Raw genomic sequence first — 14,264 nt, forward strand, 5'->3', positions numbered from 1 at the left:
GGCGTCACAAATCAATTCATGAGCAATAGGCGATGAGCGGTAGGAAAATGCCTACACCGGCCGTTATACGGGACGTGCGAGCTGCTCGGGGCGGGACCAGATCCACAGGTTGCCCAGGCTCATCCCGGCAATCGCCAGGTACACCGGCCAGCCGTGATCGAGCATCACCAGCATCAGCACGGCGCACAGCAACATGCTCACCGTGGCGCTGACCTTGGCGCGGCGGGCGATGATCTTGCCATTGCGCCAGTTGGACAGGATCGGCCCGAACAGGCGATGGTTTTCCAGCCAGGCGCTGAGGCGCGGCGAGCTTTTGGTGGCGGCCCAGGCGGCGAGCAAGATGAATTCGGTGGTGGGCAACCCCGGTATGACAATCGCCACCAAGCCGATCCCCAGGCTCACGTAGGCCAGCAGGCCAAAGAGGACTTGGGCGATTTTGGAGGAGGATTGGGATTTGCCGGTCATGCTGCAGTTTTCTGGTGGGAAGGTTTACACATTATCAGCCATGAAATGCACCCAAGTGTGGGAGCTGGCTTGCCTGTGATTGCGGTGTATCAGGTTAAACATCTGGCGCTGACCCACCGCCATCGCAGGCAAGCCAGCTCCCACATTGAACCGCTGATTACCAGAACACTTACGCCAGTTCTGGGGCGCTAGCGTACGCCTGTTCCAGCAACACGGTGAAGCGCACAAACGCATCAATCGCGCCTTTTTCCACGGCAGCTTCTTCTTCGGCACTGAATGCCAGGCCGTCGAGGGTGCGGGTGAAGCTTTTCCAGCCTTCGGCGCGGCCACCGGCCGGCTCGCCCAGGTGGCGGGCACCGAAGGTTTCGCTCAGGCCCAGGCCCACGGCGCGCTTGATCAGGAACGCAGCGCCCAGCTTGGAGCCTTCGGAGACGAACAGCCAGCCCAAAGCTTCGGCTTTGCTGGGGTTATTCACCGCACCGGCAACCGGGGCCGGGATTTCGGTGTCCAGGTCTGCGAGGTCGAGCTTGGCCGCTTCGGCGCGGCAGCGGGCGGCCAGGTCAGGGATGATCTGGTTCAACTCGGCATCGTTGTACAAGGCCACCAGTTCCGATTGGAACAGGTACTGGGCCACCACGAAACGGGCGAAGTTGGCTTGGGTTTCGAACGGCGCGTGAGCTTTCACCAAGGCGTCGAGCTTGGTGTGCGGCGCGTTGGTGATCTGGTTCAGGCGTTGGGAGCGCAGGCTTGGGCGTTCTGCGGTGGAAGAAGCGGTCATGAAAAAAGTCCTTGAGAAGAGAAGCGCCTGGGCGCCCTGAAGAGAGCTGTTATCAACTAGACGAACAAGAAGACGCGGCACAGTAAAAAATCCTCACCTCGCCGCGGCTGCAAGGGCGGCGAGGTGAGGCGGATGAGTCAGATGTCCCAGATCACGTTGATCGCAAAGTTGCGACCGGGCTGGGTCAGGCGGTCGAGGTTGGCCGGGCCGGTCACACCGGCTTCGCCGACGCTGTCGTAGCTGCGCACGTCATCCCAGTTCCAGTACTTCTTGTCGGTGAGGTTGTAGAGGCCACCGTTGACGGTCACGTCTTTGCTCACCTTGTAGTAAGCGGTCAGGTCGAGGATGCCGAAGCCCGGGGTCTTGAACGGGCCGTCGGTGCCGCCGTCGGGCGCGTGGAAGGTGGTGCTGTCGACGCGGTTCTGTTTTTTCACCACGGTCCAGCTCACCAGGCCACCGTAGTTGTCCTGATCGTAGCCCAGGCCAAACACGCCCTTGAGTGGGTTGACGCTGTTCAACGGCTCGCCATTGTCGTCGTTGCGACCGTAGGTGTAGGCAACCGAGCCTTGGGTATACAGGCCCTTCGGCGCGCCGAAGGCATCCAGGTTCAGGCGGCCCTTGGCTTCCACTCCCTTGATGGTGGCGCGCTTGATGTTGACCGCCTGGAACTGCTCCACGGTGCCGCCGACCACGGCGTTGTCTTCGTCGATAAAGTCGCGGTACTTGTTGTAGTACACCGCAATATCGAAAGAGCCTTCGTCGAATTTGCCGCGAATCCCGGTTTCGATGCCTTTGCTGGTTTCCGGCTTGAGGTCGGGGTTGGGTTCGACGGTGTAGCCCAGGTTGAGGTTTTCGAAGCGACCGTACAGTGCTTTGGCAGACGGCGTGCGGAAGCCCTCGGCGTATTGGCCGAACCAGGTGTAGTTGTCGGTCAGCGCATAGGTGAGGCCGAACTTGGGTGTTACGCGGTTCCAGGTCTTGTCTTTGCCATCGACGGTATAGGCGCCGGTCGGGTTGACGGTGTTGAGGAATTCCTGGGTCAGCTTGGGCTTGAGCCGGGTGTAGTCATAACGCACGGCGGGCAGGAACGTCCATTTGTCCCAGGTGATCTGGTCCTGGGCGAACAGCGAGTAGGTGTTGATGGTCGGGTCGGGGAAGTCGCTGGCCTTTTTCACGCTGTCGCTGGCTGATGGGCTTGGCGCGCCGATGGCGGTGCAGCCGGCGCCAATGGCCAGGCACGAGGCCGAGCCTTCGCGTGAACCGGTGACTTTCTGCTGCTTGAGGGTGGTGCCGTAGGTCACTTGGTGGTCGGTTTCGCCGAGGCTGAATGCCTTGTCCAGTTGCGCGTCGAAGACCCACTGTTTCTCTTCGTAAAGGGTGTCGCGGGTACGCAGGACGCGACGGCCGGCCTGGTAGATTTCGGCGGTGGTCTGGTCGGTCTTGGCGATCTGGTAGTTGAGGCTGGTCTTGATGCGGTCGGCAATCGGCGACTCCAGGGCGAAGGTGTTTTCCAGGCCGAAGCGCTCGCGGGTAATGGTGTCGTTACCGCGACGGTCGCGGTACAGGTTCATGCCCCGACCACCGATGAACGGGCCGCCCACTGCGTTTTTCAGATTGACGTCGCGGTCATCCTTGAACTTCTCGTAGGTCAGGCCCAGGCGGTTGTCATCGCCATAGTTCCAGCCCAGCTTGGCCAGCACGTTGGTGGTGCGCGCATCTTCCGGGTTGGCGCCGGTACGGGCCAGGCCGGTGGCGTTGTTGCCATCGTAGGATTCGGTTTCGTGGCCATTGCGCTGGCTCAGGTGCAGCAAACCGTCGAAGTCTTGCACACGCCCGGCGAAGGTGCCGGAGGTCAGCCAGCTCTCGTCGGCGGAGCTGTAGCCGGTCTTCAGGCGGGCACCGACGTCCTGGCCTGGCTTGATGATGTCATCCGGGTCGAGGGTGAAATAACTCACCGCGCCGCCGATGGCGCTGCTGCCGTACAGGGCCGAGGCCGGGCCGCGCAGGATCTCCACGCGCTTGACGATTTCCGGGTCAACGTAATTGCGGCGGGTCTTGGCGTAAGGGCCGTTGAAGAAATTGTCCGGCACTTCGACGCCATCCACCTGGGTGAGGACGCGGTCGCCGTCGATACCGCGAATGTTGTAGCCCGCGTTACCCGAGCGCGTACCGGCGCCGCCGACGGAGACGCCGGGTTCGTAGCGCACCAGTTCACGGATGTTGTTGACGTGCTGGCGGTCCAGTTCTGCGCGGTCGTGCACGCTGACGGTGCTCGGTACACTGTTCACATCCTGTTCATTGCGGGTGGCGCTGATGGTCACCTGTTGCAGGGCGAGGGCGCGGCCGGCGCTACGTTTTTCCAGCACGATGTTATTGGTGCCCAGTTTGCGATAGCTCAGGTTGGTCCCCACCAACAGCCGCTCGAGGGCTTTTTCCGCTGGCAGCGGGCCGCGCACGCCAGGGGATGACACGCCCTGGCCCAGTTCGGCCGGCAGGCCGACTTGCCAGCCGGTCACTGCGGTGAAGGCGTTGAGTGCCGACACCAGTGGCTGCTGTTCGATGCTGAACGTGTAATTGGCGTGGCTGCGAGCGGCAGGTTCCGCGGCGGTGGCGCTCATGACGGGCGCACCAGCCAGCAGGATCGCGGCGGTCAGCAAGGACAAAACGGGCGAAGCAGACCGGCGGTTGAAACGAGAGGACATCGAGAGCGCTCCGGGATACGAATCTTATAGTTGCGAACCGAACCAAATAGGAATCAGTTGCATTGGCTATAACGAGACGTATCGCCGGTTAATATCGAGTAAAAATAATTCTCATTTAGTTCAGGATCACCAGCGCCGGGTACTCCGACAGCTTGGCCGAGGTGATGTGAGCCAGAGAGCGCACCACGTCCAGGGGCTGGTCGAGGCGGTAGTTGCCGGTGACGGCGACGCTGGCCAACTGCTCGTTGTTGTTGACGATCCAGCCGGGGTAATAGCGGCGCAGCTCAGCCAGCACTTCGCTCAGCGGGCAGTTTTCGAATACCAGCCGGCCCTGCACCCAGGCCAGGTCCTTGCTGGGATCGAGCTTGGCCGGTTGGCCGAAACCCTTGGGGCCGATGCGGATGCTTTCACCGGCGCTCAGGCGCACACGGGCATCGTCGAACGTGTTGCTCAGGTCGACATCGCCGCGCTGCACTTGAACCTGGGCTTCGCCATTGAGGTAGCGCACGGCAAAGGCGGTGTCGCGCACGCTGGCGCGCACCGGGCCAGCGTCGATCTCCAGGGGCAGGCCACGGGTGGGCGCTATTTCAAAGTACGCTTCGCCCTGGTAGAGGCGGGCAATGCGCTGATGGTCCTTGATGGTGCTGGAAAACGCCGAGTTGGTGTTCAGCAGCACCTTGGAGCCATCGTCCAGTTGCAGGCGCTGGCGCTCGCCCACCACCGTCAGATGGTCGGCCTGCAAACGCACCGGCAGGTTGCTGAAACTGAACAGGCCGACCAGTAACACGGCGGCGGTGGCCAGGGGTTTCCAGTGCGGTCTGATCCGGCGCCAGCCGCTGGGCTTGCGCGGTGCGGCGAGGGCCACGGCGGCGCTGTGTACCGGCGCGCCACCCCAGGCGGCCTGGGCCTTGCTGAAGGCGTGGACATGCGCCGGGTCCTGGGCCAGCCAGGCGTCGAACGCGGCCTGCTGCCCAGGTTGCGGGCACTGCAAGGCGATCAGCCAATCGAGGGCTTGGTCCATGGCCGCGTCTTGCAACACCTCATGAGCCAACGCATGGGGGCGCAGTTTATTCGGGTCCGTCACGGTGTTCCTCGGGTCTTCGCCACGTTTTATTCATTTTTCCTACAGCTTGGATCGACACCTCTGTCGGGTGAAGCTTAAGGCTGATCCAGCCGTTCGGCCACTCCCACACAGATAGCCATGATCAATTTGAGTTCCTTTTGCACTGTGCTCAAGGACACGCCCAATTGATCGGCAATCTCTTGGTAGCTGCAACCGTGCAGGCGGCTGAGGATGAAAATCCGTTGCTGGCGGGCGCTCAACTGGCCGAGGCTGACACTCAGGTGCTCCAGCAGCTGCTCTGCCTGGGTAGCTTCCTCCGGCGTGCTGGCCGGCGCGGCGACGCTTTGCAGGACATCCAGCGGGACATCCTCCTGCAGGGTACGCGCCTGAATTCTGCGCGAACGCAAGTGATCCAGCGCCAGGTTGCGTGCTGTCTGGTAGACAAAGGGTTCAAGGTGGTCGATTGGCCGCTCGCTCAGGGCCCGAGTCACGCGCAGGTAGGTTTCCTGCAACAGGTCCTCGGCAGTGCTGTGGTTATGCACCATGCGTTGCAGAGTTCGTAGCAGGATCACCCGTTGGGTGAGGAAGACGTGGTTGAAGCGAGATTGGCTCACAGTGATACCAGACCGATTTGCAGTTAATGATAATGCTTATCATCAACTGAAATGGCAAGTGGCACTTTGAGATGCCTTGGAGATTGTGCCGCTCGTTCCCATGCTCTGCGTGGGAACACATCCTGTGACGCTCCGCGTCACAACTTTAAGAGCAGGACGCGGAGCGTCCAGGGTGGCATTCCCACGCAGAGCGTGGGAACGATCTGGTCGATCTTGTGGAGTTACTCGGCGTTACACAACGCCAGGCAGTTATCCAGCATGCGGTTGGAGAAGCCCCACTCGTTGTCATACCACGCGAGCACTTTGAGCAATTTGCCGCTGACCTTGGTGTGATTAGCGTCGAAGATCGACGACAGCGGGTTATGGTTGAAGTCGCTGGAAACCAACGGCAGGGTGTTGTAGCCGAGGATCTTCGAATGCTGGCTGGCGTGTTTGAGCAGGGCGTTGACTTCATCGGCCGTGGCTTCTTTCTTCAACTGCACGGTGAGGTCCACCAGCGACACGTTGATCACCGGTACACGCACCGCCATGCCGGTCAGCTTGCCTGCCAGTTCTGGCAGCACCAGGCCCACCGCTTCAGCGGCGCCGGTCTTGCTCGGGATCATGTTCTGGGTGGCCGAACGCGCGCGGTACGGGTCGGTGTGGTACACGTCGGTGAGGTTCTGGTCGTTGGTGTAGGCGTGAATAGTGGTCATCAGCCCGCTTTCGATGCCCAGCTCGCGATGCAGCACCTGGGCGACCGGCGCCAGGCAGTTGGTGGTGCACGATGCGTTGGAGATGATCTGGTGGGATTGACGCAAAATGTCATGGTTTACCCCGTAGACCACAGTCGCGTCCGCGCCTTTGGCCGGGGCGGAGATGATCACCTTGCGCGCGCCAGCGCTAATATGCGCGGCAGCCTTGTCACGGTCGGTGAACAGGCCGGTGCATTCGAACACCACGTCAATCTTGTGCGCAGCCCACGGCAGGTCGGCGGGGTTGCGAATGGCACTCACGGCAATCCGGTCACCATTGACGGTCAGGCTTTCCTGATCGTGGGCAACCTCTGCGTCGAAAGTGCCGTGTACGGTGTCGTACTTGAGCAGGTGGGCATTGATCGAACTGTCGCCCAAATCGTTGATGGCGACGATCTGCAGATCCTGGCGATAGCCTTGGGTATACAGTGCGCGCAGGACATTACGGCCGATACGGCCAAAACCATTGATTGCGATTCGAAGAGTCATCGGAAAGTGCCTGTCGTCGATTTGTTGTAAGAATTACAAGATTATTCGCATAAAAATAGAAAACAAGCCTTTTTAGTGGCAATATTTTGTTCAATCTACAACGAGTGACCTGAATCAACTGGTCCGATGATCCAAACGACCCCCTGCCATCCCATGAGCCGTGGGCGTTTGATCAGCATAGACACTCAGGTCGCCACATCCGTTAGCCTGGAGTTCTATACATGCATCCCCGCGTTCTTGAGGTCACCGAACGGCTTATCGCCCGCAGCCGCGCCACCCGCGAGGCTTACCTTGCGCTCATTCGCGGCGCAGCCAGCGACGGTCCGATGCGCGGCAAGCTGCAATGCGCCAACTTCGCCCACGGCGTGGCCGGTTGCGGCACCGAAGACAAAAACAGCCTGCGCATGATGAATGCCGCCAACGTGGCAATTGTTTCTTCTTATAACGACATGCTCTCGGCGCATCAGCCCTACGAGCATTTCCCCGAACAAATCAAAAAGGCGCTGCGCGAAGTTGGCTCGGTCGGCCAGTTCGCTGGCGGCACCCCCGCCATGTGCGACGGCGTGACCCAGGGCGAGCCGGGCATGGAGCTGAGCCTGCTCAGCCGCGAAGTCATTGCCATGTCCACGGCGGTAGCGCTGTCCCACAACATGTTCGACGCCGCGCTGATGCTGGGCATCTGCGACAAGATTGTTCCTGGCCTGATGATGGGCGCGCTGCGCTACGGCCACCTGCCGATGATTTTCGTGCCAGGCGGGCCGATGCCCTCGGGTATCTCCAACAAGCAGAAGGCCGATGTGCGCCAGCGCTATGCCGAAGGCAAGGCCAGCCGCGAAGAACTGCTGGAATCGGAGATGAAGTCCTACCACAGCCCCGGCACCTGCACTTTCTACGGCACCGCCAACACCAACCAGTTGCTGATGGAAGTCATGGGCCTGCACTTGCCCGGCGCTTCGTTCGTCAACCCGTACACGCCCCTGCGGGATGCGTTGACCCGTGAAGCTGCGCATCAGGTCACGCGTTTGACCAAGGCCAATGGCAATTTCACGCCGATTGGCGAGATTGTCGACGAGAAGTCCATCGTCAACTCCATCGTTGCGCTCAACGCCACTGGCGGCTCTACCAACCACACCCTGCACATGCCGGCCATTGCCATGTCGGCAGGCATCATCCTGACCTGGCAGGACATGGCCGACCTCTCCGAGGTGGTGCCGACCCTGTCCCACGTGTATCCAAATGGCAAGGCTGACATCAACCACTTCCAGGCGGCGGGCGGTATGTCGTTCCTGATCCGCGAACTGCTGGAAGCCGGCCTGCTTCACGAAGACGTCAACACCGTGGCCGGCAAGGGCCTGAGCCGCTATATCCAGGAACCTTTCCTGGTGGATGGCGAACTGGTCTGGCGCGACGGCCCGATCGAAAGCCTCGACGAAACCATCCTGCGCCCGGTGGCCCGTGCGTTCTCGCCGGAAGGCGGCTTGCGCGTGATGGAAGGCAACCTAGGCCGTGGCGTGATGAAGGTTTCGGCGGTAGCGCCGGAGCATCAGGTTGTCGAAGCGCCCGCGGTGGTGTTCCAGGACCAGCAGGACCTGGCCGATGCCTTCAAGGCTGGCCTGTTGGAAAAAGACTTTGTCGCGGTGATGCGCTTCCAGGGGCCGCGCTCCAACGGCATGCCGGAACTGCACAAGATGACCCCGTTCCTGGGCGTGTTGCAGGACCGTGGTTTCAAAGTGGCGTTGGTAACAGACGGGCGCATGTCCGGCGCGTCGGGTAAGATCCCTGCCGCGATCCACGTCAACCCCGAAGCCCAGAGCGGCGGGCCGCTGGCGCGGGTCCAGGATGGCGATATCATCCGCGTCGATGGCGTTACCGGCACCCTGGAGCTTAAGGTGGACGCCGAAGTATTTGCAGCGCGCACGCCTGCCACGGGCCTGTTGGGCAATAACGTGGGGGCCGGCCGCGAGCTGTTTGCATTCATGCGCTTGGCCGCAAGCTCCGCAGAGCAGGGCGCCAGCGCCTTTACCTCTGCCTTGGAGACGCTTAAGTGAAGCTTGCGCTGGTCGGTGACATCGGGGGGACTAACGCCCGTTTTGCGTTATGGCGGGATCAGGAACTGCATTCGATCCGCGTGCATGCCACGGCGGATCACGGCAGCCCTGAAGAGGCGATCAAGGTCTATCTCAAAGAGGAAGGCCTGGAAATCGGGGACATCGGTGCGGTGTGCCTGTCGGTGGCCGGGCCGGTGAGCGGCGATGAATTCAAGTTCACCAACAACCACTGGCGCCTGAGCAAAACCGCGTTTTGCCAGGCCCTGCAGGTGGATGAACTGTTGCTGGTCAACGACTTCTCGGCCATGGCCCTGGGCATGACCCGGCTCAAGCCCGACGAATTCCGCGTGGTCTGCGAAGGCACGCCGGAGCCCTTGCGCCCGGCCGTGGTGATCGGCCCGGGTACGGGTCTTGGTGTCGGCACCTTGCTGGACCTCGGCGCAGGCCGTTGGGCAGCATTGCCGGGGGAGGGTGGGCATGTCGACCTGCCCCTGAGCAGCCCACGGGAAACCCAGCTGTGGCAACACATCTACAGCGAGATCGGGCATGTCAGCGCCGAAACCGCGTTGAGCGGTGGTGGCCTGCCACGGCTGTACCGGGCGATTTGTGCGGTGGATGGGCATGAGCCGGTGCTCGACACCCCCGAAGCCATCACGGCGGCGGGCCTGGCCGGCGATCCGGTGGCGATGGAAGTATTGGACCAGTTCAGCATCTGGCTGGGCCGGGTGGCGGGCAATAACGTCTTGACCACCGGTGGACGCGGTGGCGTGTACATCGTGGGTGGGGTGATACCGAGGTTTGCCGACTTCTTTATCGCCAGTGGTTTCGCTAAAAGCTTCGCGGATAAAGGCTGCATGAGCGACTACTTCAAAGGTATTCCAGTGTGGTTGGTGACGGCGCCGTATTCCGGGCTGACTGGGGCGGGTGTGGCGCTTGAGCAAGCTTTTGCATAGGTCATAATGGCGCCATCGCAGGCAAGCCAGCTCCCACAGTCTGGAATGCATTCCAAGGGTGGGAGCTGGCTTGCCTGCGATGACGGCCTAAAGCGCACCCGATGATTTAAGCCAGGCCATAACAACAAGGAGGCCCCCGTGAGCGTAATCAGTAAATCCATTCTCCTCGTCGACGACGACCAGGAAATCCGCGAATTGCTGCAAACCTACCTCAGTCGCGCCGGCTTCCAGGTCCGTGGCGTGTCCGACGGTGCGGGGTTCCGCCAGGCAATGAACGAGGCGCCGTGCGACCTGGTCATCCTCGATGTCATGTTGCCAGACGAAGACGGCTTCAGCCTGTGCCGCTGGATTCGCCAGCACCCGCGCCAGGCGCAGGTGCCGATCATCATGCTCACCGCCAGTTCCGACGAAGCCGACCGCGTGATCGGCCTGGAGCTGGGTGCCGATGACTATATCGGCAAGCCGTTCAGCCCCCGCGAGTTGCAGGCGCGTATCAAGGCACTGCTGCGCCGCTGCCAATTCGGCCAGGAGCGCAGCAGCGGCGGTGATGTGTGGGTGTTCGATGAATGGCGCCTGGATATGATCAGCCACCGCTTGTTTCATGTGGATGGTGAAGAGGTGATCCTCTCCGGTGCCGACTTCGCCTTGCTCAAGTTGTTTCTCGACCACCCGCAACAGATCCTCGACCGCGACACCATCGGCAACGCCACCCGTGGCCGCGACCTCATGCCCTTGGACCGTATCGTCGACATGGCCGTCAGCCGCTTGCGCCAGCGCCTGCGCGACACCGAGAAACCTCCGCGGCTGATCCGCACCGTGCGCGGCAGCGGCTATCAACTGGCAGCCAGCGTGGTTGCCGGCAATGCCCACTGAAGCGCTGAACGAACGCCGTCGCCGCTTCCCGGTACCCCGCTCGCTGCTGGGGCGCATGTTACTGCTGACCTTACTGGCGGTGCTGTTCGCCCAGGCGCTGTCCAGCGTGATCTGGGTGTCGCAATTGCGCGCCACCCAGCTGGAGGGCCTGGTCACCAGCGCCCGCAGCTTGGCGCATTCAATGACCGCCAGCGTGAGTTACTTCCGGTCGCTGCCGGTGGCCTATCGCCCGTTGGTGTTGGACCAATTGCGCAGCATGGGCGGCACGCGTTTTGTGGTGACCCTCAACGATCGCCCGCTAGACATGCAGATACTGCCTGAAACCCCGCGCAAGCAGGCGGTGCTGGTGGCAGTGGATGAAGTGCTGCGCCAGACCCTGGGTGCCGACGTGCATATCTCGGTGGAGTTCGTCAGCGCCGAAGACCTGCGCATCTTCAATGCCGGCCTGAAGCTCGACGAACTGCCACGCTCCTGGGCCCATTACGCGTTGACCCTGGAGCCGGTGAACCCGCCGGTGCTGGTCACCCAGATCCAACTGGCACCCGGTGAATGGCTGTACATCGCCTCGCTATTGCCCGAGCCCTACACCAGCCTGGAAGAGCAAGGCCTGCCGTCCCAGCAGGTGTGGTTCATCGTGCTCACCAGCGGTTTTCTGCTGCTGTTCATCGGCCTGCTGGTGCACTGGCAAAGCCGACCGCTCAAGCGCCTGGCGCGAGCGGCGCGGGACATGTCCCTGGGCGCCGATGTGGAGCCGGTGGCTGAAGGCGGCGGCAGTGAAGTGGTGGAAGTGGGCCGTGCGTTCAATGCCATGCGTGAACGCATCAGCCGTTACCTGACCGAGCGCAGCCAGTTGTTCAGCGCGATTTCCCATGACCTGCGCACACCCATCACCCGCCTGCGCCTGCGCGTGGAATTGCTGGAGGACGAGAACCTGCAAAACAAATTCGGCCGTGACCTGGATGAACTGGAATTGCTGGTCAAGGGTGCGTTGCAATGCGTGAAAGACACCGACATCCACGAAAACATCCAGCCGGTGGATCTCAACCACGTCCTCGAATGCCTGGTGGAGCCGTACCTGGCACCCCATGGCAATGGCCGAGTGACCCTTGATGGCGCGGCCCTGTCAGCCTACCCAGGCAAGCCGCTGGCGCTCAAGCGTTGCATCGGCAACCTGATCGACAACGCGCTCAAGTACGGGCAGAACGCGCATTTGCATATCGAGGACGATGGCGTGCAGTTCATCCTGCATGTGGATGACGAGGGCCCCGGTGTGCCGCAGCAGCGACTGGAGCAGGTGTTTGAGCCGCACTTCCGCCTGGCCGGCCAGCAGCAGGGTTACGGATTGGGGTTGGGGATTGCGCGCAATATTGCCCACAGCCATGGGGGCGAAGTGAGTTTGCAGAACCTGCGTGAAGGCGGCCTGCGCGTCACCCTGCAACTCCCCCGCGGATTAGATTGAATATACGCAGGACTACTGTGGGAGCTGGCTTGCCTGCGATGGCGGTGGGTCAGTTAATACAATGGTGACTGACACACCGCCATCGCAGGCAAGCTAGCTCCCACATGTTGCTCTGCGTACATCAGATGCTCTGGCGCAACCGGGCCAGGTCGCGCAGTGGCGGCGCACCGAACAACCGGCTGTACTCCCGGCTGAACTGGGACGGGCTTTCATACCCCACCCGATAGCCCGCCGCCGAGGCCTCCAGCCCTTCGGCAATCATCAGCCGCCGGGCTTCCTGCAAGCGCAGTTGCTTCTGGTATTGCAGCGGGCTCATGGCCGTGATCGCTTTGAAACGGTGGTGCAAGGTCGAGACGCTCAGGTTCACTTCCTTGGCCAGGTCGTCGATGCGCAGCGGCTGTTCATAGTTGCCGTTCAGCCAGGTGATCGCCTGGCTCACCCGATGGCTCTGGCTGTTAGCCACAGCGATTTCATACAGGCGATAACCCTGCGGGCCACGCAGCAAGCGGTAGAGAATTTCACGGTTGATCAAGGGCGCGAGCATCGCGATGTCTTTAGGCGTGTCCAGCAAGCGGGTCAGGCGCAGCACCGCGTCGAGCAGTGCGTGATCGATGCGGTCGACGTACATGCCTCGTGAGGTCGGGCGCGAGGGCACGCCCATCGGCCCGGCCTCTGCGATCAGCGCTGTGAGCTGCGCCGGGTCGATATTGATACGCACCGAGAGGTTCGGGTCCTCGGCGGTGGCGTCGATGATGCGGCCGGCTACCGGCATCGCCACCGAGAACACCAGGTAGTTGAGCGGGTCGTAGGCAAAGATTTCGTCGGCCAGGCGCACCTCCTTACTGCCACTGGCGAGGATGCACAGCGCGGGTTCCACCAGCACCGGCATGAAATCCCGGGGCGCGTTGTGGCGGTTCAGGTACAGCGAGGTGATCGCCGTGCCGTAGGAGCCGTCCTCCCAGGTGTGGCGGTGCACGATACTGGCCAGCTCGGCGCGTTGTTTCTCCATCTCGGCATCGAGGGGAACGGGCTTGGATTCGGGCGACGGCATGGGGCGTCCTCTACACGCGGCTTTGATGGGCTCAGCTTAGCGGCGGCTTTTCAAAAAGTGTTACGTCGATTCTGCAGCATCCTTGCCTGATCCTGCGAGATAGCTTGAATCAGGCAAGTGCGCAGCCTGTCATCAGCCTGAAACATTAGGCCTGGGCCTGGAATAAATCCTGGGGCCGAACGTCCTCCCTACGCTTCTCGCAGGATTGTGCAATAAGCCTGCAGGAATTGACTAACCGCGCCCACCCCCGCGCCGTTATCTTTGATCCTGTGGCAACACGCCCTCATTGTGCTTGTCGAGCATCACTTCTCAACGGGAGAGTCGAACATGTCCACCCCCATTCCCGCGAGCCATATGGCCTTTATCCGCGCCCGTAGCGGGTGCAGCACTGAACTCGGTGCACGCTTGAGCAGTTTGATCGAACCAGGTCGCCAGGCCCAGGGTTGCCTGCAATTCTCGTTGCAGCACTCCCAGGTCGATCCCGATGTCTGGCTGGTGTCCGGGTTCTGGAGCAGCGAGCAGGCCATGAGCGCCTACTTCAACTCTCCGGCCCTGATGATCTTCACTGAGCTTCTGAACGACATGGTCGTACGCAGCATGGACTTCCAGACCTTCACCGACGCATCGGCGGCACAGGCCTACGGCGAGTACCTGCAACTGGCCGGTTAACGGTTAGAATGGCCGACTTTCCATTGGCCAGGACCTGCAACATGGCACGTAAACAATTTGCCCACCACGAAGCCGTTTCCGCCGTAGTACCGGGCGAAGGTGGCTACAGCGCCGCCGTCGCCGTCAAGGCACTGGATGGCATGGGCGCACCCAGGTTTCACAAGATCCTTGATGGGCAGACGTTCAAGACAGCGTCCGATGCCGATGATGCGGCGACGTTGCAACTCGAGCATCTGGTCGATGTGGATGCAGAAGGCCAACTGACCTGGGCGACTGCTGAACGCTGAGGCAGCACACCTAACCAATGTGGTAGCTGGTTTGCCTGCGATAGCGGTGTATCAGTCACTCTTGGGTTAACTGACCCAC

At 61.6% G+C, this 14,264-nt stretch carries 13 protein-coding genes; 6 read left to right on the top strand and 7 right to left on the bottom strand.

Annotation, left to right across the window (positions count from 1 at the left end; translation table 11 throughout):
• Positions 1-63: 63 nt before the first annotated feature.
• The 6 genes from AC07S6_RS17480 to gap all read right to left on the bottom strand — a co-directional run bounded on the left by AC07S6_RS17480 (position 64) and on the right by gap (position 6,845).
• Positions 64-465 (bottom strand): YbaN family protein, encoded by a 402-nt coding sequence (locus tag AC07S6_RS17480; RefSeq protein ID WP_495112685.1) that lies wholly within the window; start codon positions 463-465, stop codon positions 64-66.
• 169 nt (positions 466-634) lie between these two features.
• Positions 635-1,243: a biliverdin-producing heme oxygenase gene (locus AC07S6_RS17485; RefSeq protein ID WP_014719756.1), complete on the bottom strand. Its 609-nt coding sequence runs from the start codon at positions 1,241-1,243 to the stop codon at positions 635-637.
• Positions 1,244-1,380: 137 nt separating this feature from the next.
• On the bottom strand, positions 1,381-3,945 hold the full coding sequence (locus AC07S6_RS17490; RefSeq protein ID WP_495112686.1) for a TonB-dependent receptor: 2,565 nt from the start codon (positions 3,943-3,945) through the stop codon (positions 1,381-1,383).
• A gap of 115 nt (positions 3,946-4,060) precedes the next feature.
• A complete protein-coding gene (locus tag AC07S6_RS17495) occupies positions 4,061-5,029 on the bottom strand; it encodes a FecR family protein (protein WP_014719754.1) in 969 nt (322 codons plus the stop codon).
• A 74-nt stretch (positions 5,030-5,103) separates the two neighbouring features.
• Positions 5,104-5,622 carry an RNA polymerase sigma factor gene (locus AC07S6_RS17500; protein ID WP_003193922.1) on the bottom strand — a complete coding sequence of 173 codons (519 nt, stop codon included), beginning with the start codon at positions 5,620-5,622 and terminating at the stop codon, positions 5,104-5,106.
• 221 nt (positions 5,623-5,843) lie between these two features.
• Positions 5,844-6,845, bottom strand: a complete 1,002-nt coding sequence (gene gap, locus AC07S6_RS17505) for a type I glyceraldehyde-3-phosphate dehydrogenase (protein ID WP_003193921.1) — start codon at positions 6,843-6,845, stop codon at positions 5,844-5,846.
• A gap of 221 nt (positions 6,846-7,066) precedes the next feature.
• Here gap and edd point away from each other — a divergent pair, with 221 nt between their 5' ends.
• From edd to AC07S6_RS17525, 4 genes are all read left to right on the top strand, one after another.
• Positions 7,067-8,893, top strand: a complete 1,827-nt coding sequence (edd, locus tag AC07S6_RS17510) for a phosphogluconate dehydratase (protein ID WP_014719752.1) — start codon at positions 7,067-7,069, stop codon at positions 8,891-8,893.
• Complete coding sequence (locus AC07S6_RS17515; protein ID WP_014719751.1) at positions 8,890-9,846, top strand: glucokinase; 957 nt, start codon at positions 8,890-8,892, stop codon at positions 9,844-9,846. The genes edd and AC07S6_RS17515 overlap by 4 nt, the downstream gene beginning before the upstream one ends.
• A 138-nt stretch (positions 9,847-9,984) precedes the next feature.
• Positions 9,985-10,719 carry a response regulator gene (locus tag AC07S6_RS17520; RefSeq protein WP_003193918.1) on the top strand — a complete coding sequence of 245 codons (735 nt, stop codon included), beginning with the start codon at positions 9,985-9,987 and terminating at the stop codon, positions 10,717-10,719.
• Complete coding sequence (locus tag AC07S6_RS17525; RefSeq protein ID WP_236280920.1) at positions 10,709-12,178, top strand: ATP-binding protein; 1,470 nt, start codon at positions 10,709-10,711, stop codon at positions 12,176-12,178. The genes AC07S6_RS17520 and AC07S6_RS17525 overlap by 11 nt, the downstream gene beginning before the upstream one ends.
• A 121-nt stretch (positions 12,179-12,299) precedes the next feature.
• Here AC07S6_RS17525 and AC07S6_RS17530 read toward each other — a convergent pair whose 3' ends face one another.
• Positions 12,300-13,229: an AraC family transcriptional regulator gene (locus tag AC07S6_RS17530; protein ID WP_003193916.1), complete on the bottom strand. Its 930-nt coding sequence runs from the start codon at positions 13,227-13,229 to the stop codon at positions 12,300-12,302.
• Between the two features lie 327 nt (positions 13,230-13,556).
• On the opposite strand from AC07S6_RS17530, the gene AC07S6_RS17535 reads away from it, so the two are divergent.
• Entirely contained in the window at positions 13,557-13,898 is a 342-nt protein-coding gene (locus tag AC07S6_RS17535; protein ID WP_003193915.1) for an antibiotic biosynthesis monooxygenase family protein, read from the top strand.
• Positions 13,899-13,939: 41 nt separating this feature from the next.
• Positions 13,940-14,185, top strand: coding sequence for a hypothetical protein (locus tag AC07S6_RS17540; protein ID WP_019817340.1), 246 nt, complete (start codon positions 13,940-13,942; stop codon positions 14,183-14,185).
• Positions 14,186-14,264: the final 79 nt, after the last annotated feature.

Source organism: Pseudomonas sp. GW821-FHT07B01 (genome assembly GCF_059419065.1).